The organism is Parasphingorhabdus sp., assembly GCF_039982415.1.
Lineage (GTDB): Bacteria > Pseudomonadota > Alphaproteobacteria > Sphingomonadales > Sphingomonadaceae > Parasphingorhabdus.
Window position 1 is genome coordinate 470220 of the sequence record NZ_JBDWYL010000001.1, and the last position, 21570, is coordinate 491789.

Genomic DNA, 21570 nt, shown 5'->3' on the forward strand with positions numbered 1-21570 from the left:
TCCGCCTCGTGATCCGTTTTAGCTCAACCGATCGCGAAAATCCGTCCAATCAAATTGCTTTACACAGCGAAGGTCATCCGTGTCACTGTTCCACAGCCAAATGGAAGGGAGTGGCACGCCGTTAAAACTGTTGGTTTTGACCATCGAATAATGGGCTTGATCGAGAAATGCGATCCTTTGTCCAATATGGGCGGGTTCCGGCAGATGGTAGTCGCCAATAATGTCGCCTGCTAGACAACTTGGTCCACCGAGCCTTATTGCGTCTCCTCCCAAGCTTTCGCCGAGCATTGCCGGTCGATAAGGCGCTTCAATCACATCGGGCATATGACAAGTCGCGGAAATATCGGTGATGCCAATCGGCATATTATTTTCGAACAAATCCAGTATCTCGCCGACCAATATTCCGGTATCAAGAGCCACCGCCTCGCCGGGTTCCAGATAAATGTCGCAGCCTGATTTGGCCTTGAGATTGGACAAAAACTGGATCAATGCCTCACGATCATAATCATCCCGGGTAATATGATGGCCGCCGCCCAGATTAATCCATTTGAGTTGATCAAAATAAGGCGCGACAAGCGGTTCGATCTTGGCCCAAGTCTGCGCCAAAGCATCGAAATTTTGTTCGCATAAATTGTGGAAATGTATCCCGGAAATAGCGTCGAAATGCACAGCCTTAAGTTGCGACACCGGAAAGCCTAGGCGGCTATGCGGTTGACTGGGATCATATTTTGGCGTTTCACCCAGTGCAATTTCAGGATTTATACGAAGACCCAAATCGCAATTGTCCAGATCTTGTATGGCCTTTTTTTTCCATCGCTCGATCTGTGCCGGATTATTGAACGTGACATGATTGGACAAAGCCGAGATTTCGAGAAGTTCATCCGCTTTATAGGCCGGAGCGTAAGTGCTGATGGAACCATTAAAATGCCTGCTGGCTAACTTTGCTTCCCAAATCCCAGATGCGCAAAAGCCATCGAGATATTCATCGATCAGCGGCGCAAGAGACCACATGGAGAAAGCTTTTAGCGCAAGCAGCACTTTTGCGCCGGATCGCGCCTTTACTTCGGCTAAAATTTCAAGGTTCCGACGAACCGCCGCTTCATCCACGACAAAAGCAGGCGAGGGCACTCGCGCCAGATCAAAATGCGCAAATGCGCCGGGATCGCCCGCTTTGGTTTCCATCTAAAAGTCCAATGGCTCTTTCAGCTCTTCGAGCGTCCATGGCAAACCATGCGTGTTGAGCATCTCCATAAACGGATCGGGGTCAAATTCCTCCATGTTGAAGACACCGCTACCGGTCCATTGTTCCGATAGCATCAGTGCTGATCCAATCATCGCTGGTACGCCCGTCGTATAGCTCACGCCCTGATTGCTAGTCTCTTCAAACGCGGCTTCATGACTGCAGATATTTTTAACATAGAGTGTTTTTTGAACGCCATCTTTTTCACCCGTCGCAATTACGCCGATATTGGTATTGCCCTTGGTCGTCTCGCCCAGGCTAGCGGGTTCGGGCAAAACCGCCTTCAGAAATTGCAGCGGAATTATCTCGCGGCCTTCGTAGACTATTGGATCAATCCGGGTCATGCCGACATTTTGCAACACTTCGAGATGCGTAAGATAGGCATCGCCAAAGGTCATCCAGAAGCGGATGCGTTGAATTTCCGGTATATGGGTTTTGAGGGATTCTATCTCCTCATGATACATCAGATACATGTTTTTTGGGCCGACGGCCTCGAAATCAAATGTCTGCTTATGCGACAGGGCCGGAGTTTTCACCCATTGGCCATTTTCCCAATGGCGGGCAGGGGCGGTCACTTCACGAATATTGATTTCAGGGTTAAAGTTGGTGGCGAAATGCTGACCATGATCGCCGCCATTGCAGTCCAATATGTCTACCGTATCGATCCGGTCGAAATGATGTTTCTTGAGCCACGACGTGAATATGGAGGTCACACCGGGGTCAAACCCGGACCCAAGCAACGCCATGATACCGGCCTCTTTGAAACGATCCTGATAATCCCATTGCCATTTATATTCGAACTTGGCCTCATCGCGCGGTTCGTAATTGGCTGTATCGAGATAGTCAGTTTTGGTCGCCAAACACGCGTCCATGATCGGTAAGTCCTGATAAGGCAGGGCAAGATTCACTACAAGAGCGGGTTGCACGCGCTCGATAAGCGCAGTCATGGCAGATAAGTCATCGGCATCTATCTGTGCGGTTTTTATTGAAACACCAGTCCGCTCTTGTACCGAATGGGCAATGGTTTCACATTTAGAAACGGTTCGACTGGCCAGCATAATTTCGGAAAACGGGCCTGTTTCTTTTGCTATCAACTGCGCCATCTTGTGCACTGCCACTGAACTCACACCGCCTGCACCAATTACCAGAACTTTGCTCATATCGCACACTCATTTCGCTAGAAGAATCGAACAACCGCATATAGAAGTACGCCATGACAGAGCAATTACTTTTGGACCCTACCCGTAAACCAAGTGCAGCAGGTGTTATGCGCGCGGCTGAAAAAATCGCGAAAATATTGCCTCAAACACCGTTATTGCCGCTCACGGTCGATGGTAAAAAAATTTGGTGCAAAGCCGAATCCCTGCAACCTATTGGGGCTTTTAAAATTCGCGGTGGATGGCATCGTTTGACCGACTTAGGCGCCGAGCAACGGCGAAAGGGCGTGGTTGCTTTTTCGAGTGGCAATCATGCTCAAGGCGTCGCTTGGGCAGCCAAACAGCTCAATGTGTCTGCAACCATCATCATGCCCTCCGATGCACCATTGGCCAAATTGGAAAATACCAAAAATTTGGGTGCAACGGTCATCACCTATGATCGGCTAGCCGATTCACGCGAAGATCTTGCCGCTGAGTTTGCAGGAGAAAGCGGGGCAGTCATCGTTCCCAGTTTCGATGATCCGTGGATCGTCGAAGGGCAGGGCAGTACCGGCATAGAAATTCGCGAGCAAATGATAACTCTGACGGGACAAGCGCCGGATCATATTGTTGCTTGCTGCGGCGGCGGCGGGCTCGCTTCCGGAATGTCATTGGTCAACCCAGACGCTGATATAAGTGTTGTAGAACCCGAAGGGTGGGATGATATGCGCCGCTCGCTAGAAGGCGGAACGATCGTTCCGGTGGAGGATAATCCTCCCGCGACAGATTGCGACGCGTTGCAGACCTTGATGGTATCCCCGCTAACCTTTGATATTTTACGGGAGAGAAACGCCCATGCCGTGGCTGTGTCCCGCGAAGAAGTCCATCATGCGATGCGGGTTGCGTTTCAACAATTACAGTTGGTTGTTGAGCCGGGTGGTGCTGTTGCCTTGGCTGCAATTTTATCGGGTAAAGCGAAAATAACGGACCGCACGGCACTGACCATTTCCGGCGGCAATGTCGATCCGGATCGGTTTGCTCAGATAATCGGCGCTTGAATATTCAGCCAATTGGCATAATCTGTTCGCTATAGGATATGTCACAATCAGAGCAATCAGATCGCGCCCGCGCTCATCTTGTCCATTTGCTGGAAAAAGTCGCTGATGCAGACCGCCAGGCGCTGGAAGACATATATAATTTGACCGCAGCGAAACTTTTTGGCGTTTGCTTGCGTATCTTAAGTGACCGCCAAGCATCGGAAGATGCACTGCAAGATGCTTTTGTGAAAATTTGGCGCAATGCGGGGCGATATGATGCACAGCGGGCCAGCCCGATAACGTGGCTGGCGACAATTGCCCGGAATACGGCGATTGATCGGAAACGGTCGATCGGCAGCAGGGTGATGGTGTCGGACGATGCCATACAGGATATGGCTTCTGATGAACGCAGCGCGTTGGAGAAACTGGAAGCCGAGGAAGGTACAGAGATTTTGAACAAATGTCTCGAGACATTGGAAGCCAAACAGCGGGATGTCATCCGTACGGCTTTCTTTGAGGGACAAAGTTATAGCGAGTTGGCGCTCGCTCTTAATCGACCTCTGGGCACGGTTAAAAGTTGGGTACGCCGCGGACTAAAACGGTTGAAGGATTGCATGGACGATGGCTGACGAAATGGACAATCTCAAGGATGATGATGCGCTTGCCGCCGAACTCGTGCTCGGATTGCTGGAAGGCGACGACAAAGCCGCCGCGCTGCGCAAGCAATTGGCAGATCCGAAATTTGCGCAAGCTGTTGCGGAATGGGGCCAACGCGTCGACCCGCTCTATCAGGAATTTGTACCGCATGAACCGCCGTCCTCGGTTTGGACAGCCATTGAAAGCCGTCTGGATGCACAAGAAACACCCGCGTCCCATCCCCCCGATGAAACGGTGGTCGCATTGAAACGCTGGCGATCCGGGGCCATCATTTCCGGCGCGCTGGCAGCCTGTTTAGCCTTGGCGCTTATAGTTGGCCCGACACCGAATGTAGCGCCATCACAGCCCAATGCTGTGGCTGTGGCCCAATTGACCGGAGAAATTGACGGATTGGTTTTGGCTGTGTCCTACAATCCGGATACTGCAGAAATGCGGGTTGATGTCGATGGCATGCCGGAAACCGAGACAGAACCGGAACTGTGGATAGTGGGCAGGGACGGTGTGCCCCGATCTCTAGGTCAAATTGGCCGACAGGGCATTAGCGCTATGACTGTGCCAAGCGAGCAGCGTTCATTGATCAACGCGGCTGCGATCTTGCAGCTATCGATGGAACCCCCATCGGAAACGCCGCACGCTATACCTAGCGGTAAACCGGTCGCTTCTGGAAAAATAACAATTATTTGAACTTTTTTGCATCCGTTGGAAAATCCAACTCGTAGCTCCTCCCATATCCAGTTTCGGATATGAATATTTAGGAGTTACCCCCATGAAAAATCTTCGTTTATCAAAAGTCGCAATCCTATTGGCAGCATCTTTGTCGCTGGCCAATGGCGGCGGTGCATATGCCAAGCATCACGCGGCCATGTCATCTCAGAATATCGTTGAAAAAGCGGCGAGCACCGATGACTTTTCAACTTTGGTTGCGGCTGTCACAGCCGCAGATCTTGCCGGAACGCTTTCCAGCAAGGGACCGTTTACAGTTTTTGCACCACTTAATTCGGCCTTTGCCAAACTTCCCGCTGGTACGGTTGAAACTTTGGTAAAGCCTGAAAATAAAGGCACGTTGACGACAATCCTCACCTATCATGTCGTTGCCGGGCGCTTCAAAGCCAAAGATGTGATGGGTCTGATCAAGAAAGCCCCGAATGGCGTTGCCAGCATAGCCACGGTTCAAGGCGGTATATTGAAAGCATCCATCGGTAAAGACGGTGCATTGATGCTGACCGATGCCAAAGGCGGCATGTCCAAAGTCGTTATGGCAGACGTCAATCAATCCAATGGAGTCATCCACGCTATCGATGCCGTTGTTATGCCTTAAATCTGTTCCCCCTCGGCCTGTAGAGTATGTGCTCTACAGGCCAATTAACTGATCATTTTTTGCAAGCTTGCCACAAAATCAGCCTCTGAGGCCGGTTTGTCGGTCCGGATCCGAGATATGCGCGGAAAGCGCATCGCCAGACCAGATTTGTGCCGCTTGCTTTGATGTATGGAATCAAAAGCCACTTCCAGCACCAAGGTTTTTTCCACTTCCCGAACTGGCCCGAAACGATTGATGGTGTTTTGGCGCACAAATCGATCGAGCATTTTAAGTTCGTCATTGGTGAAACCGGAATAGGCTTTTCCAACAGGATAAAGTTCCCCTTCTTCTGTCCAGCAGCCAAAAGTAAAATCCGAGTAGAAAGAGGACCGTTTTCCAGATCCGCGCTGCGCATACATCATGACACAATCGGCAACGAGCGGATCGCGTTTCCATTTATACCATAGCCCGGTTTTCCGACCTGAGACATAAGGGCTATCTCGCTTCTTGAGCATCACGCCTTCGATGGCGGCATCGCGAGCGCCGTCTCGAATAGCACTTAAATCATCAAAATTGTGTGCCTTAATAATCGTCGAAATATCAAAGCGTTCTGGGTTAAGCGCCGGTACGAACTGTTCCAAATATTTCCGTCGATCCGACCAACTTTTTTCCCTGAGGTCCGTATCGCCTTCAAATAAGATGTCATAGAGCCGAACAAAGGCCGGATATTCTTTTTGCATTTTGACCGATACCGTCTTGCGGCCTAATCTCTGCTGAAGTGCATTAAAACTTGCAGCTTGGCCTCCTTGATAGTCGCCGCGGACCAATAGTTCGCCATCGAGCACTGCGTGATGACCAAATGCTTGCGCAATGTCAGGAAAGGTTGATGAAATATCATCGCCGCTGCGGCTAAACAATCTGGTTTCATTGCCCGTACCAACAATCTGAATGCGAATGCCATCCCATTTCCATTCAGCTGCATAAGTTTCTAAATCGAGGGCTTTATCATCCAATGGATGCGCCAACATAAAGGGCCGAAAATAGGGCAGGCCGTGTAAATCTGGTCGGCCAGCCTTCTTTTCTCCCCAAGCAAACATCGCTGTATAGGGCGGCTCCATCGCATGCCAGATTTCTTCTACATCATCCAGGTTGAGATCAAAGGCTTGCGCAAAAGCGGTTTTCGCTAATCGCGCCGATACGCCTACGCGCATGCCACCGGTCGTAAGCTTTAAAAGTGCATAGCGTGCATCGGCATCTAATCGGTCCATAAAATTAGCTAGAATAACCGTCGCGTCCTTGCGGCTAGCAGCTGCTAATATATCAACAACCTGACCAACGGACATGTCATCATCGGGATTTACGGTTGGCTGATCCGGCCAGATTAATGCGACGGTTTCAGCCGTATCTCCAACAAAATCACGGCTTAATTTGAACAGCGTTTCATCGACTCTTTCCATCGCCATATTGCGAACAGATGATGCTTTAACCACAGGAAAATCGAGAGAGTTTGTCAGCGCGGCAAGCACCCAACCGCGATCCGGATCCGGCGTATCTTTCAAATATTGGCTGATCAGGCGAATTTTCTCGTTGCGAGATCGCGTATAGATTAAACGATCGAGAAGGTCTGCAAAGACTTGCATGGCTCAATCGTCTTCCTCTTCGCGCCCAACCAGAGCAAGCGCTTTTGCCTTTATTTGATTCAACTCACACCACCGCATCAAAGCATCTTCCCGCCCATGGGTGATCCAAGTTTCTTTCGGCGAAACATCTTTGATGGTTTGAGTCAATTCGTCCCAATCGGCATGATCTGACATGATCAAAGGCAATTCTACATTGCGTTGGCGAGCGCGTTGTCGCACGCGCATCCAACCAGAAGCCATAGCGGTAATAGGTTTTGGCAATCGGCGGCTCCAGCGATCATTTAGCGCTGACGGCGGCGCGAGAACAATTTTGCCCTTCATACTATCTTTGTCGCTGTCCATAACCGGTCGCAATTCACCAAGCTCGATACCCAGCTTTGTATAGAGCCGGCACATTTTCTCGAGCGCGCCGTGGAGAAATATCGGCTCATCATATCCGGCCAACCGCAATTCCCCAATCAATCTTTGGGCTTTTCCTAAAGCATAGGCGCCAACCAAAACTGAACGATCAGGATGGGTCTGTTGGACTTGCAATAGCTTTGCGATTTCAGTTGCTGTGTCAGGATGTTTGAACACGGGCAGGCCAAATGTTGCTTCGGTAATGAAAATATCACAGGGAATAATTTCAAACGGAGCACAAGTTGGGTCAGCTCGTCTTTTATAATCCCCCGTAGCGACAACTTTATTGCCTTGATATTCCATCAATATTTGGGCGGAACCCAGAACATGGCCGGCGGAATGAAAACTGATTTTTACGCCGCCTATCTCAATTTCACCTCCATAAGGAACGGCGTGTCCAATTGCTTGGCCATAACGCAATTCCATAATGGCCAGTGTTTCCGGTGTTGCCCAAACCTGGCCGTGACCGCCTCTGGCATGATCCGCATGCCCATGCGTAACCAGTGCTTTTGAAACCGGTTTTGAAGAATCAATCCAGGCATCAGCAGGCTTGATGTAAATCCCGTGTGGATGGGGTTCTATCCAATCTATATCTACGCTCATATCCATGATTGGATATGATATGGTCCGAAATGACAACCCATGGCAATCACGCTGCCAATTGTAACTCCATCCGGCCCCAGATTTCGACCAAGGCTTTAGTTAAATCGACCATCATTTCTTCGGAGTGGACGGGCCCTGGGGTAAAACGCAATCTCTCTGATCCGCGGGGGACGGTAGGATAGTTGATAGGCTGAACATATACACCATATTCCGCCAGCAAAATATCACTAATCTTCTTAGCTTTTACTGGATCTCCAACCAATAGAGGCACGATATGCGTAGTCGAATCCATTACTGGCAATCCGGCCTGTGCCATCATCTCTTTCAACGATTGTGCGGCGGCTTGCTGCCCTTCCCGCTCGATATTTGATTTTTTCAAATGCTTCACGCTGGCGAGGGCGCCGGCCACAAGAACCGGTGAAAGGCTCGTCGTGAAAATAAAGCCAGGCGCATAAGAACGAATGACATCGATAATCTTTTGATCTGCGGTAATATAACCGCCCATAACGCCGACCGCTTTGGCCAATGTGCCTTCGATTATGGTGATCCGATCGGCTGCGCCATCGCGTTCGGAAATACCGCCGCCATGCGCACCATACATGCCAACCGCATGAACTTCATCACAATAGGTGAGGGCGTTATATTTGTCGGCTAAATCACAAATCTCATGCAAGGGGGCGACATCCCCATCCATGGAATAGATGCTTTCAAAGGCGATGAGCTTAGGGGTCTCAAGATCTTCTGCTGCGAGCAATTCTTCCAAATGCTCCAAATCATTGTGACGGAACACCCGTTTTTCGCAGCCGCTATTTTTAATGCCGGCAATCATGGACGCATGATTTAACTCGTCAGAAAAGATAACGCAGCCTGGCAATATTTTTGTCAGCGTCGACAAGGTGGCTTCGTTGGAGACATATCCAGAGGTGAAAAGCAATGCACCAGATTTGCCATGCAAGTCAGCAAGTTCGCTTTCCAATTGGACATGATAATGAGTGTTGCCACCAATATTTCGCGTGCCTCCGGAACCTGCACCGACATCATGCAATGCTTCTTCCATTGCCGCGATCACATCGGGATGCTGGCCCATGGCGAGATAGTCATTTGAACACCACACAGTGACAGGTTTTGGGCCATTGTGATGAGCAAAGCAGCGTGCGTTGGGGAAAGTCCCCTTGTTGCGTAATATGTCAATGAAGACTCTATACCTGCCCTCACTGTGAAGACGATCAATCGCTTGAGAAAAAACTTTATCGTAATTCACTGCACTTTAATCCCTGAATCTATTTCCCTAGGTGCGATCCGTTGCGAAAGGCCACTAACCTGCTTTCTTTGGAATTTCCAGCGCGAACCGTTCGCAATAAGCGATCAATTTAAAGAGTTTCAATCCTAGTGAGATCAAAATCCTGCAATTGGGGCTCATAGGGAACAAGAAACTCCCTCGCTCCAGTGGTAACAAAAACCCCATTTTTCGAGGTTTCTGGCCAAGAAATTTGTGCGGTTAAATGGGCAATCCGCTTCGCGATGCCGACCGAACCATCGATAAATTGAATGTCTCTAACAAAGGAATTTTGCAGTTCATCCTGCACCAAGGGAAAATGGGTACAAGCCAATATCACTGTATCAATCTCATCACCGCGATCTTGTGTCACCAGTCCTTCAACGGCACTTTTTATAATATCAAGATCAGGTTGTTCACCCCGCAATTTGGCTTCCGCCGCTTTAACCAGGCCGGGCGCCCCATATCGCAGCAATATCTTATCTGCTGCAAATTCACTGGCCAAACGATCAACATAGGGTTGCCGGATAGTGGCAGTGGTTCCCAAAAGTCCAATCACGCCTGTTTTAGTCATCGCACTGGCCGGTTTAATCGCGGGTACGGTTCCAACTACCGGGATATCCAGAACAGATCTGACAACGTCTAATGCGATGGTTGAAGCGGTATTGCAGGCAATAGTGACCAACAGAGGTTTGTATCGCTCAACCAGCCTACCCAGGAGTAAAGGTATCCGGGTTGACAATTCTTCTTCTGATTTCATGCCGTAGGGCATGCCTGCATAGTCGGCAGCGTAGACAATCGGAGCAGTGGGGAGCAGTTTCTTGGCTTCCCGTAAAACCGACAAGCCTCCGATTCCGGTATCGAAAAACAAAAGCGGTGCGGCGCTTTGTGGCGTTTGGATTGTCATATGAGCGTCTTTTATCAGTCTGTGCGGAGCGATCAACTCCTGTCGTTAGTCTTACAACCAATTGATCTTACCTATTTTTACATCGCAAACCCCTTGCTCAATTCAATTGTTGCCGATAGCTCCAACAGACAAAGGGGATTTGGTTTATGCAATCCATGTGGATTGAACCTGTTTTGGCAGTTTTGTTCGGCTATATGCTGGGCGCGATCCCCTTTGGACTATTATTAACCCGGTTAACCGGCGCCGGCGATTTGCGGGCGATTGGTTCTGGCAATATCGGAGCCACGAATGTCCTTCGAACCGGTAAGAAAAGTATCGCCGCGCTTACCCTATTGCTTGATATCGGCAAAGGAGCGGTCGCTGTTTTGATTGTTGCGGCTGTCGAGGATGGATTGGGTGTACTCGCAGGAATGGGCGCTTTTCTGGGGCATTTATATCCGATTTGGCTCAAATTTAGTGGTGGAAAAGGCGTTGCAACCTTGCTCGGTATCGTGACGGCATTAGACCCAATATTGGGACTCGTTTTTGCAGCGACATGGCTGGTTGCTCTGGCTCTATTTCGGTTTTCATCGGTGAGCGGAATGCTGGCATCCCTATCGGTTCCGATTGCTGCGGTGATAACATCGCATTATTCTTGGATACCCATGTTTGTCGGTTTTGCCTTGCTTGTAATTTGGAAGCATCGCGCTAATATCGAGCGCTTATTGGCAGGCGAAGAACCGAAAGTCGGAGCCTCCTAAGGTCCCCCAACCGTTAAACGGTATATAGCATGAATGAAGATTTTAATCGGTTACGGCTGATTCGATCCTCCCATATTGGTCCGGTTCGCTTCCGCCAGCTTATTGATCGCTATGGTTCGGCCACCAAGGCTGTTCAAGCCTTACCAGATTTGGCCAAAACTGGCGGTGCAAAAGCACCGCGTTTGGCAGCAAAAGATCTGATCACGCAAGAAAGGGAGCAGGTTGATGCTCTCGGCGGAGGCTATTTATATCGCGATGGCCCCGGCTATCCGGCTCTTTTGAAAGAATTGCACAATGCGCCGGCGGCGATAATTTACAAAGGTGACTTGTCGCTTCTGGACAGTCCTGCCGTAGCCATAGTTGGCGCGCGTAACGCTTCGGCTGCGGCATGTCGGTTTGCCAGGAACTTGGCCCATGACCTAACCGCAGAAGGGGTTACCGTCATATCTGGACTTGCTAGGGGTATTGACACAGCGGCGCATCAAGGCGCGTTAAAGGGCGGAACGGTGGCCGTGATTGCCGGTGGTATAGATATATATTATCCCCCTGAAAACAAAGACTTACAGAATGACATAGGGCAATCCAACCTACTCATTGCCGAACACCCGCCCGGAACAGAACCCACCGCACGCCATTTTCCTTATCGCAACCGAATCATTGCTGGACTAGCGCGCGCTACCATCATTGTCGAAGCCGCACCCAAATCGGGGTCACTAATTACCGCACGGTTGGCTGCTGAGGCGGGACGTCATGTTATGGCTGTCCCGGGGTCGCCGCTGGATCCGCGGTCCCAAGGTTGCAATGGGTTGATCAGAGAAGGTGCAATATTGGTTCAAACTGCCGAGGATATTCTGGAACAAATCCGTCATTTTGATGACCGCGCTGAACTAGCGGTTGTTGAGGAACAATCTGTCGCTGCTCATCATTCTCGGTCAATTCCGGTTAGCGACTCCATGTCGTCCATATCGAACGCAGAAGGTTCGGCAAAAGAACGCGTAGAGAATGATGATATTCGTACGGAATTGGTGAATATGTTGAGCATGACGCCCATTAAAATAGACGATCTTTTGAGGCAGTCCAATATTCCTATCTCAACCGCACAAATGATATTGGTAGAGCTTGAACTGGAAGGGCAGCTGGCGCGTCATTCAGGTGGCCGTGTAAGTTTGCCCAGTTGAATTCCTGGAAAATTCGGCTAAATGGCAAATTCGTCTATCAAGGACTTGACGAAAGCCCAACCTCTGTCACAGCCTCGCGCACATGTGAGACAAATGAAAATCGGAAATTATGCAATTAGTAATCGTTGAGTCACCCGCTAAGGCGAAAACAATCGAGAAATATCTCGGATCAGATTTCAAGGTATTGGCTTCTTACGGTCATATTCGCGACCTTCCGCCTAAGGATGGCTCGGTCGATCCTGATGATGATTTTTCGATGGTTTGGCAGCCTTATTCGGATAAGACCAAACAACTTAAAGCGATTACGGACGAATCCAAAAAGGCTACACGCCTTGTGCTCGCCACTGACCCTGACAGGGAAGGTGAAGCGATTAGTTGGCATGTTTTGGAAGTGTTGAAAAAGAAAAAGGCCTTGCCTGAAAAAGTTGATCGCGTGACGTTCAACGCCATTACAAAATCGGCGGTTACCGAAGCCATGGCGCAGCCCCGAGCGTTGGATGACGATCTTATTGATGCCTATCGGGCGCGCCGCGCTTTGGATTATTTGGTCGGCTTTACCTTATCACCAGTATTGTGGCGCAAATTGCCGGGTGCCAAATCTGCTGGCCGCGTACAATCGGTTGCATTGCGACTAATTGTTGAGCGGGAGCGTGAAATTGAAATCTTTAATCCCCAGGAATATTGGTCAGTTACTTCGCAGATGGAACAGGGCGGACAGGCGTTTGAATCCCGTCTGACCATTCATCAAGGCAAGAAATTGGGCAAAATGGATTTGTCCAACGAAGCGGAAGCCATGTCCGCCAAGTCAGCGGTAGAAAATGGCCTATTCACAGTTGAAACTGTCGAAACCAAACCACTTACCCGCAACCCGCCGCCGCCATTTACAACATCGACTTTGCAGCAGGAAGCCGCCCGCAAATTGGGCTATTCTGCAAGCCATACGATGCGCATTGCCCAGCAATTATATGAAGATGGCGCTATTACCTATATGCGGACTGATGGTGTACAGATGGACGGCAGTGCCATTTCTGCCGCGCGCAAAGCCATAGCGGATCGGTATGACGCCAGTTACGTGCCTGACAGTCCGCGAATTTATAAGTCCAAAGCGAAAAATGCCCAAGAAGCGCACGAAGCCATTCGGCCGACCAATTTTACCCGCGATACTGTGGGTAGCGGCGATCATGCCAAATTATATAGCCTTATTCTGAAGCGCGCCATGGCCAGTCAAATGGCGGCCGCTCGATTAGAACGCACAACGGTTGAAATGCTTGATGGAACGGGACAAACCGGACTACGGGCGACCGGACAAGTCGTTAAATTTCCTGGCTTTATGGCTTTGTATGAAGAAGGTCGTGACGATAGCAAAGATCAGGACGGTGGTCTGTTACCGGCAATGACAAAAGGCGATAGCCCCGCCAAAAAATCTGTTGATGCCAATCAGCATTTCACCCAGCCGCCGCCGCGATATAGTGAAGCCAGCCTGGTCAAGAAGATGGAAGAATTGGGTATCGGCCGCCCGTCCACCTATGCTTCGATTATCAAAACTCTAAAAGACCGCGCCTATGTACGAACGGAAGGCAATCGTTTTTTCGCGGAGGAGAGCGGAAGGCTTTTAACCGGTTTTCTCGAGCGGTTTTTTGAACGCTATGTCGCTTATGAATATACTGCGGGTCTGGAAGAAGAGCTGGATGATGTCAGCGGTGGCCGTGCCCAATGGCAAAAAATTCTCGAAGCATTTTGGCATGACTTTAAACCAAAAACCGCAGAGGTTATGGAAAAATTGCCTTCAGAAGTGACGGCGGAGCTCGACAAATTCCTCGAACCCTATCTGTTCCCAGAAAAAGAAGACGGAACGGATCCGCGTCTTTGTCCACGGTGTAATGAAGGCAAATTAGCACTACGCGGCGGTCGTTTTGGCGCGTTTGTGGCTTGTTCCAACTATCCAGAATGCAAATATACCCGTCGCTTTGCACAAGGCGGCGGCGCCAATGCAGATGCTGATGAAGGGCCACAGGATCTGGGGATTGACCCGGATACCGAAGAGAAAATAACCAAAATGGTCGGTAGATTTGGTCCTTATGTGCAACGCGGTGAAGGCAAAGAAGCCAAGCGTTCTTCTATTCCCAAAGATGTGCCAGCTGAAGATTTTGGCTTGGAGTGGGCGTTGAAGCTTTTGTCATTGCCACGCGAAGTCGGAAAACATCCTGAGTCTGGCAAAGAAGTAAACGCTCAGATCGGGCGCTACGGCCCTTATTTGAGCCATGACGGAAAATCTGCCCGCCTTGAAAACACAATGGAAGTGTTTGAAATTGGAATGAATGCTGCCGTCGCTAAGTTGGCGGATGCTGCCAAAAATGGCAAAGGTGGCCGCAGAGGCGCTGAACCATTGAAAGTCATGGGCAAGCATCCGCGAACCGATGAAGAAATCAAGCTGATGGATGGGCGCTATGGTCCTTATGTGACCGATGGTACCACCAACGCATCACTGCCGAAAACGGTTGAGAAGGATCAACTGACATTGGAAGAAGCGGCACAATTGATTGACGATCGGGCCGCCAAGGGACCGGCGAAAAAGCGCAAGAAGAAAGCCGCTCCCAAGAAAAAGGCAGCTACAAAGAAAAAACCAGCAGCTAAGAAAAAAACTACGACTAAAAAAGCTCCCGCAAAAGCCAAAGCGGATTAATGGTCGAGACCTTTCTTGGAAATATGAAAAACGAAATGAAGTTGCTTTTTTGATAATTTCTATGTCGGTGAAGCAAATGAATTAATCTACAAAATTCTCAAGAATGATGTTTTTTTATTTTTGGACGATGTTTCATTAATTGAAAAAATAAATTGCCGTATTAATATATATGGTAGAAGCAAGTATAGTTTTTCGCAGTCTGATGGTGGCTATACTCGGATTATTTGCAGTGGTATTCGCGATTGTATATTTGCACGATCGCAAACAACGCATGGCAGGCTGGCTGGCATTAGCTTATCTGAGCGGGCTGGCAGCCTTTCTGGTGGATATTAGCCGTTCTGCTTTGGATCCGATCCAATCCGACATTGCAGCAAAAACACTATTTTGGTGCTTTAGTCTTGCTTTTTCATTGGCGCTTTTTGATCGTTTCAAGACGCTCTACCCGACTGTGAAGCTCGGCGTGATCATCGGCACGGGTGCAGGGGCTCTATGGTGGTTTAGTTTCGGCGATCCAGATATAATCATGCGTTCGACTTTTTCATCAATCACCGCAGGCCTATTGATCTCAACTACATTACCGACGCTTTGGAAAAGGCGCAGCGGGCTGTTGGATACAATTTTACTCGGGTTAATTGCGATCTTGTCCGCAATTTATTTTCTCCGACCCTATCTGATCTATAGCGTATTGGATGCGGCACATACGATCGGTACTTATCAAAACTCAGCTTATGCCATGCTTCTGCACGGCTCCAGTGCAATTGCCGCATTGGCTTGTGGCGTAACATTATTGATTGTTTTGGGGCATGATATCATTTTGAAATACCAGAGAGAAACCACAATCGATCCTTTGACAGGATTGATGAACAGGCGTGGTTTGGATCAATTTATCACCAAAGAACTGAACAAAAAGGGTGTTGACGATTGTGCGGTAATGATCGTGGATCTTGATGATTTTAAACAAGTAAATGACCTATTTGGTCATGAAACAGGCGATCATGTTCTCAAACGCGCTGCTTCGATTCTACAAAGAGTAACGGGAAATCTCGGAAAAGTTGCCCGAATAGGTGGTGAAGAATTTGTCATATTGTTGGATGAATTGAGTTCGGAAGACCGCTTAGTGGTAGCCCAGCATCTCAGGCTTTCGGTGGGTATGATTGTTCATCCTGAAATTGGCCCGGAAGACAGAGTTACGGCGAGCTTTGGAGTGGCGTTGATTTTCAAAGGAGAGAGTTTTGCTATGGCGCTTCGTCGAGCAGATTCCGCTTTATATGAAGCAAAATCAGATGGTCGAAACTGTGTGGTGGAAGCATCAAACGACAATAGCTTCACAAAGATCAGATATATTGAACGATATTAGTTTAGTCGAAATGATGTGAACAGTTGGCTATTTGACCCAATCTAGCCCCATATCTTGATAGAGGCTTTTGTCTTCATCCCAATTGGCACTGACTTTGACATGCAAATAGAGATGGACAGTTTTGCCTAATATCTCAGAGAGTTCGGCTCGTGCTTTTGCACCAATTTCTTTGATTTGATGGCCACCCTTTCCCAGGATTATGGCCCGTTGCGTGGGCTTTTCCACTAATATTTGTTGGTGAATTTCAAGCGATCCATCTGGACGTTCTTTATATTGTTCCATGGCTATGGCCGTCGCATAGGGAAGCTCTGCATGAAGTTGGCGAAAAACTTGTTCACGGGTTATTTCAGCCGCCAGCAACCGCTCGCTGGCATCAGACACTTGGTCCTCGGGAAAATGCCAGGGGCCTTCTGGCATTGCGTCAACGAGGTAAGCCCTCAGTTCATCTAGGCCATCTCCGGTCTTAGCGCTTACGAAAAACGTTTCACTAAAAGCACAAAGATCATTGAGTTTCATTACATGCGTTAGCAACTTGTCTTTCGCCGAAATATCGACCTTATTCATGACCAGAATCAGTTTTTCAGGTCGATGTTTGATGCTTTCGATTATTGACGTGACCTTGGGTCCAACCCCGGCTCGAGAGTCGACCAAAAGAATGATGATATCCGCATCTTCTGCGCCATCCCAAGCGGCTGAGACCATCGCACGATCAAGCCTTCTGCGTGGTTCGAAAATTCCTGGAGTATCGACCAATAACAATTGGGCATTATCTTCGATTGCTATACCTAACAATCTGGTCCGGGTTGTCTGCGGCTTGGAACTGGTAATCGCGACTTTTTGTCCGACAAGAGCGTTGATGAGCGTGGATTTACCCGCATTTGGCGCGCCGATCAGCGCAACTACCCCACATTTTTGAATCATGTATATTTTTCCAGAAAAAGTTGTGCGGCTTGAGTTTCTGCAGTTTGTTTGGAACTGGCAGTCGCCTCAATTGAACCAATATTGTTAACACTGACCTGCACAGTGAACCGCAAATCATGATGCGGTCCAGATTTTTCAACCAGCTCATAAGACGGCATTTTTCGATTATGGGCAGCAGCCCATTCTTGTAACGCGGATTTAGGATGTCTGGAGTCTTTAGCTGTGCCGGAAATACGATCAGCCCAATGATTGAGAATGAAATTTTGTGCCGCTTCTATGCCATGGTCGAGATAAACGGCACCGATGAAGGACTCCATCACATCACCGAGAACTTTTGCACTTTGCCTTGCGCCATCATCGCGGGCTTGTTTCCCTAGCAACAAGTGATCTGAAACACCTAAGCTATCCGCAATTTCTGCACATATTTTTCCAGATACCAGTCCATTCAAGCGTTGTGACAACTGACCCTCGGGTTCTTGGTCATATTGTTTGTACAATTGCGCAGCAATCGTCAGGCCCAATACCCGGTCACCCAAAAACTCTAAACGCTGATAATCATTCTCGCCAAAGCTTCCATGCGTAAAAGCGCGAACATAGAGCGATTCATTACGGGGTTCTTTTTCTGTGACTGTCCGAATCCAACTGAGAAACGCAGGTTTATTCAAAGCCTTCTCCAATCCGTTCCCAGCGAGCGGCACTAAACCAAGTCCAAGGTTTGATCCACTCCGCCGATCCGTCCGTTGAAAACACAGAGACGAGCGCCCGTCCAACAAGATTTTCCTGAGGGACCATTCCTATAGCCTGTCCTTCAATAGCGGGGAAGCGGCTATCAGCGCTGCGATCACGATTGTCGCCCATCAAAAACATATGTCCATCCGGCACGACAAAGCTCTCTGTATTGTCCCCTTCAGAATTTTCATTCACGTCCAATATTTTGTAGCTTCTGCCATTGGGCAATGTTTCTTGATATTGAGGATAGCGACAAATCCGATTACCATTTGCATTGGTGGTTTCAAAAAATGCGGCGTAGCAAGCGCTGTTCGGAGAGACGAGATGAACATAATCCGCTATTTTTTTGCGGTCTACAGGTGTGCCATTGATTGAAACAATGCCGTTGGTAACTTGAATGATATCTCCGGACAATCCAATCACCCGTTTAATATAGTCATCCGTACCACTGGGCGGTGCTTTAAAAACAACGACATCACCAGGTTCTGGTTTATTAGCCAATATCCGTCCTGGTATTACCGGCACATTAAAAGGCATACTGTATTTGGAATAGCCATAAGGCCATTTGGCAACCAACAGATAATCGCCAACCATCAATCGCGGCTGCATGGATTCTGATGGAATGTTAAAAGGTGATACGATGAAGCTACGCAAAATAAGAACAAAAAGCGCCAATTTTACGAGAAATATCATGAAATCGGCGGTTTCGGATCGCTCAACTTTTTTATCTGTCATGGCGTCCCTTTGCTGATTATGGTGCGCGGGGTCAAGAGACAGTGTAATAACCTTTTGCGGCTGATAACCCTTGTTGACTGGATAGACCCAAGTTAGACTTGGACACGCGATTGCGGGGCGCGTAGATCATTGATATTTATATGAAAGAAATTATTTTGAATCATTGGACAGCTATAGAAAACCATGCGAAACTTCCACTAAGCCGCTTATTTCAAAACAATTCAGATCGAGTTGAACAGCTCAGCTTTGAACAATCTGGCATTTATTTTGATTTTTCCAAAACTCACTTAGACATTGAGTTAATAGAGAAATTTCAAGAATTGGCGAATGCCAAAGACTTAAAAGGTCAGATTGATGCTCTCACCGAAGGTGTTGCTATTAATGTCAGTGAAGGGCGCGCTGCGGAACATACGGCGGAGCGAGGGATCGGAGCCGATACAAGCGTAGAAAATGCAAAATTGTTGAGAAAACGCATGCATGGCCTTGTCCAGGCTTTAGATTCCAACGCATTGGGTGACATTGAATATATCATTCATTTGGGTATTGGCGGATCCGCTTTGGGCCCCGAATTGCTGCTCGAAGCGCTTAAATTTGGGGACGAAAAATATGAAACTGCAATCATCTCCAACATCGATGGATGCGCATTGGAACCCGTTCTAGAACGTTTTGACGCACAGAAAACCTTGCTGGTTATCGCGTCCAAAAGCTTCACAACCGCTGAGACTTTTTTAAATGCGCGTTCAGTGATCGATTGGATGGTCGAGCAAGGGGTTTCAGATCCTTATGGGAAAATTGTTGCGTTGACTGCGATGCCAGATAAAGCCGTGGAATGGGGTATTGATGAAAGCCGGATATTACCATTTTCTGACACGATCGGCGGGCGTTACTCATTATGGTCGTCCATTGGCTTTAGCGTTGCACTAACGCTCGGGTTTGACGTCTTCGAGGATTTGTTGGCGGGTGCGGCAACAATGGATGATCATTTTAAAAATGCGGCAATTGAAAATAACATTCCCATAATTGCTGCCTTTTGTGATCAATATTATAGTCAAATACGCCATTGCCAAACCAGAGCCGTATTTGCTTATGATCAACGTTTGGGTTTGCTGCCTGATTATCTTCAACAACTGGAAATGGAAAGCAACGGCAAGTCCGTATTGGTTGATGGACAGTCATTAGATCGCCACAGCAGTCCGATTATTTGGGGTGGCGTTGGAACAGATGCCCAGCATGCCGTCTTTCAACTATTGCATCAAGGCACGCATCTGGTTCCCGTGGAATTTCTTGCCGTAATAGAGCCTGGTCACTCATTGGCAGGCGAGCATCATCACGGATTGCTGCTGAACTGTTTTGCCCAAGGCGCTGCTCTGATGGCAGGAAAATCATCGGATGACGTCAACCGTAACTATCCTGGAGACCGGCCATCAACAACTCTGCTCCTTGATGAGCTCAACGGTCAAACATTGGGGGCATTAATTGCCTTTTATGAGCATCGAACATTTGCCAATGCGGTGTTGTTGGGAATAAATCCCTTTGATCAATTTGGGGTAGAATTGGGTAAAGAAATGGCCAACGCGCTATCATCCAACGATAGTAACCAAATGGACCCCTCTACCGAAATACTAAAAAACCGGGCATTCCCTGCCTGAGAAATAAGGAAACCAAAATGTCGGATTATGATTATGACCTGTTTGTTATCGGCGCGGGTTCAGGCGGCACGCGAGCTGCTCGGGTATCGGCTTCATATGGTGCAAAAGTCGCTGTTGCAGAAGAATATCGGGTCGGCGGAACTTGTGTAATCCGCGGCTGCGTTCCTAAGAAAATGCTGGTCTACGGTTCTCATTTCTCAGAAGAATTGGAAGATGGAAAGAATTTTGGCTGGACTTGGGAAAATGCCAAATTTGATTGGACCAAATTACGCGATCATATTCTTAAGGACGTTGATCGGTTAAATGACGCCTACACCCAAACATTGAACAACCATGATGTCGAAATCATATTGGAGCGAGCAGAAATTGTCGGCGCTCATGATGTAAAGCTCGCCAGTGGTAAGGTTGTGACGGCGAAATTTATCTTAATAGCCGTGGGCGCTTGGCCTGATGTGCCGGAATTCCCGGGCAATGAACATATGTTGACGTCTAACGAGATGTTTCATCTCGATAAACTACCTGAAACCGTTATTATTTCGGGCGGTGGATATATTGCCAATGAGTTTGCCGGTATTTTCAATGGTCTGGGCAGCGAGGTCTATGTCGTTAATCGGTCAGATGTCATCTTGCGCGGCTATGACGAAAGTCTGCGTGATCGATTGCTGCAGATTGCCATGACCAAAGGCATAAATTATAAGTTTAACTGCACTTTTGACAAAATTGAAAAGCGCGATGATGGCGCTTTGGATGTCTTTATGGATGGCAAACCGCCAGTCCGCGCCGATGTTGTTTTGGCAGCAACTGGGCGCCGTCCCAAGATAGAAGGTTTGGGACTGGACGCCGTTGGAATCGAAACCAACGAAAAAGGGGCCATTAAAGTCAATGAATATAGCCAAACCAATATTGAAAATATTTATGCTGTGGGTGACGTAACGGATCGCGTGCAACTCACACCGGTTGCCATTCGCGAAGGTCAGGCTTTTGCAGAAACTGTGTTTAACGACACGCCCAAAACGGTGGACTATGATCACATCCCGTCTGCCGTTTTTTCACAGCCGCCCATCGCCTCCGTTGGATTGACCGAAGGAGAAGCCCGCAATCAATATGGCAATATCAAAATATATTCGTCGGATTTTCGGGCGATGCGCAATGCTTTTGCTGATCGTGCGGAGCGCAGTTTATACAAAATGATCGTTGAGGCCACGAGTGAAAAAATTTTGGGACTGCATATGATTGGTCCCGATGCACCTGAAATACTCCAAGCAGCGGCTGTTGCCGTCAAGGCTGGTTTAACCAAGCAAGCATTTGATGATACAATCGCGCTTCACCCGAGCATGGCCGAGGAGTTAGTGTTACTAAAATAACAGTTTAATTTGGACAGATTAG

The 21570-nt window shown here is 48.5% G+C and carries 19 protein-coding genes; 10 read left to right on the plus strand and 9 right to left on the minus strand.

Annotated elements, in window-relative coordinates; genetic code table 11:
• Nucleotides 1–18: 18 nt before the first annotated feature.
• Nucleotides 19–1182: a carboxynorspermidine decarboxylase gene (locus ABJU74_RS02400; protein ID WP_348382915.1), complete on the minus strand. Its 1164-nt coding sequence runs from the start codon at nt 1180–1182 to the stop codon at nt 19–21.
• A complete protein-coding gene (locus ABJU74_RS02405; RefSeq protein ID WP_348382916.1) occupies nt 1183–2400 on the minus strand; it encodes a saccharopine dehydrogenase family protein in 1218 nt (405 codons plus the stop codon).
• Between the two features lie 53 nt (nt 2401–2453).
• Between ABJU74_RS02405 and ABJU74_RS02410 the strand changes: the two genes are divergently transcribed.
• The 4 genes from ABJU74_RS02410 to ABJU74_RS02425 all read left to right on the plus strand — a co-directional run bounded on the left by ABJU74_RS02410 (nt 2454) and on the right by ABJU74_RS02425 (nt 5388).
• Nucleotides 2454–3434 (plus strand): threonine/serine dehydratase, encoded by a 981-nt coding sequence (locus ABJU74_RS02410; protein WP_348382917.1) that lies wholly within the window; start codon nt 2454–2456, stop codon nt 3432–3434.
• A gap of 38 nt (nt 3435–3472) precedes the next feature.
• Nucleotides 3473–4042 carry a sigma-70 family RNA polymerase sigma factor gene (locus tag ABJU74_RS02415; RefSeq protein ID WP_348382918.1) on the plus strand — a complete coding sequence of 190 codons (570 nt, stop codon included), beginning with the start codon at nt 3473–3475 and terminating at the stop codon, nt 4040–4042.
• On the plus strand, nt 4035–4754 hold the full coding sequence (locus tag ABJU74_RS02420) for an anti-sigma factor (protein WP_348382919.1): 720 nt from the start codon (nt 4035–4037) through the stop codon (nt 4752–4754). The genes ABJU74_RS02415 and ABJU74_RS02420 overlap by 8 nt, the downstream gene beginning before the upstream one ends.
• A gap of 82 nt (nt 4755–4836) precedes the next feature.
• Nucleotides 4837–5388: a fasciclin domain-containing protein gene (locus tag ABJU74_RS02425; protein WP_348382920.1), complete on the plus strand. Its 552-nt coding sequence runs from the start codon at nt 4837–4839 to the stop codon at nt 5386–5388.
• A 44-nt stretch (nt 5389–5432) separates the two neighbouring features.
• Here ABJU74_RS02425 and ABJU74_RS02430 read toward each other — a convergent pair whose 3' ends face one another.
• The 4 genes from ABJU74_RS02430 to murI all read right to left on the minus strand — a co-directional run bounded on the left by ABJU74_RS02430 (nt 5433) and on the right by murI (nt 10192).
• Entirely contained in the window at nt 5433–7007 is a 1575-nt protein-coding gene (locus ABJU74_RS02430) for a cisplatin damage response ATP-dependent DNA ligase (protein ID WP_348382921.1), read from the minus strand.
• Between the two features lie 3 nt (nt 7008–7010).
• Nucleotides 7011–8009, minus strand: a complete 999-nt coding sequence (locus tag ABJU74_RS02435) for a ligase-associated DNA damage response exonuclease (RefSeq protein ID WP_348382993.1) — start codon at nt 8007–8009, stop codon at nt 7011–7013.
• A 46-nt stretch (nt 8010–8055) separates the two neighbouring features.
• Nucleotides 8056–9270: a 5-aminolevulinate synthase gene (gene hemA / locus ABJU74_RS02440; protein WP_348382922.1), complete on the minus strand. Its 1215-nt coding sequence runs from the start codon at nt 9268–9270 to the stop codon at nt 8056–8058.
• A gap of 109 nt (nt 9271–9379) precedes the next feature.
• On the minus strand, nt 9380–10192 hold the full coding sequence (gene murI, locus ABJU74_RS02445; protein WP_348382923.1) for a glutamate racemase: 813 nt from the start codon (nt 10190–10192) through the stop codon (nt 9380–9382).
• A gap of 146 nt (nt 10193–10338) precedes the next feature.
• Between murI and plsY the strand changes: the two genes are divergently transcribed.
• The 4 genes from plsY (at nt 10339) to ABJU74_RS02465 (ending at nt 16150) form a co-directional block, all read left to right on the plus strand.
• The gene (plsY, locus tag ABJU74_RS02450) at nt 10339–10932 is read left to right on the plus strand and encodes a glycerol-3-phosphate 1-O-acyltransferase PlsY (RefSeq protein ID WP_348382924.1); all 594 of its coding nucleotides are present in this window, start codon (nt 10339–10341) and stop codon (nt 10930–10932) included.
• A 29-nt stretch (nt 10933–10961) separates the two neighbouring features.
• Nucleotides 10962–12110: a DNA-processing protein DprA gene (gene dprA / locus ABJU74_RS02455; RefSeq protein WP_348382925.1), complete on the plus strand. Its 1149-nt coding sequence runs from the start codon at nt 10962–10964 to the stop codon at nt 12108–12110.
• A 109-nt stretch (nt 12111–12219) separates the two neighbouring features.
• Nucleotides 12220–14793: a type I DNA topoisomerase gene (gene topA, locus ABJU74_RS02460; protein ID WP_348382926.1), complete on the plus strand. Its 2574-nt coding sequence runs from the start codon at nt 12220–12222 to the stop codon at nt 14791–14793.
• 169 nt (nt 14794–14962) lie between these two features.
• Nucleotides 14963–16150: a GGDEF domain-containing protein gene (locus ABJU74_RS02465; RefSeq protein WP_348382927.1), complete on the plus strand. Its 1188-nt coding sequence runs from the start codon at nt 14963–14965 to the stop codon at nt 16148–16150.
• Between the two features lie 27 nt (nt 16151–16177).
• Here the strand turns inward: ABJU74_RS02465 and era are convergent, their stop codons facing one another.
• Genes era through lepB form a run of 3 tightly spaced genes read right to left on the minus strand, consistent with a single transcriptional unit; the run spans nt 16178 to nt 18535 of the window.
• Complete coding sequence (gene era / locus ABJU74_RS02470; protein WP_348382928.1) at nt 16178–17071, minus strand: GTPase Era; 894 nt, start codon at nt 17069–17071, stop codon at nt 16178–16180.
• Nucleotides 17068–17736 (minus strand): ribonuclease III, encoded by a 669-nt coding sequence (gene rnc / locus ABJU74_RS02475; protein WP_348382929.1) that lies wholly within the window; start codon nt 17734–17736, stop codon nt 17068–17070. The genes era and rnc overlap by 4 nt, the downstream gene beginning before the upstream one ends.
• Nucleotides 17729–18535 (minus strand): signal peptidase I, encoded by an 807-nt coding sequence (lepB, locus tag ABJU74_RS02480; protein ID WP_348382930.1) that lies wholly within the window; start codon nt 18533–18535, stop codon nt 17729–17731. The genes rnc and lepB overlap by 8 nt, the downstream gene beginning before the upstream one ends.
• A 140-nt stretch (nt 18536–18675) precedes the next feature.
• Here lepB and pgi point away from each other — a divergent pair, with 140 nt between their 5' ends.
• Together pgi and gorA are read left to right on the plus strand one after the other, a co-directional pair.
• Nucleotides 18676–20184 carry a glucose-6-phosphate isomerase gene (pgi, locus tag ABJU74_RS02485; protein ID WP_348382931.1) on the plus strand — a complete coding sequence of 503 codons (1509 nt, stop codon included), beginning with the start codon at nt 18676–18678 and terminating at the stop codon, nt 20182–20184.
• Between the two features lie 17 nt (nt 20185–20201).
• Nucleotides 20202–21548 carry a glutathione-disulfide reductase gene (gene gorA, locus ABJU74_RS02490; protein WP_348382932.1) on the plus strand — a complete coding sequence of 449 codons (1347 nt, stop codon included), beginning with the start codon at nt 20202–20204 and terminating at the stop codon, nt 21546–21548.
• Nucleotides 21549–21570: the final 22 nt, after the last annotated feature.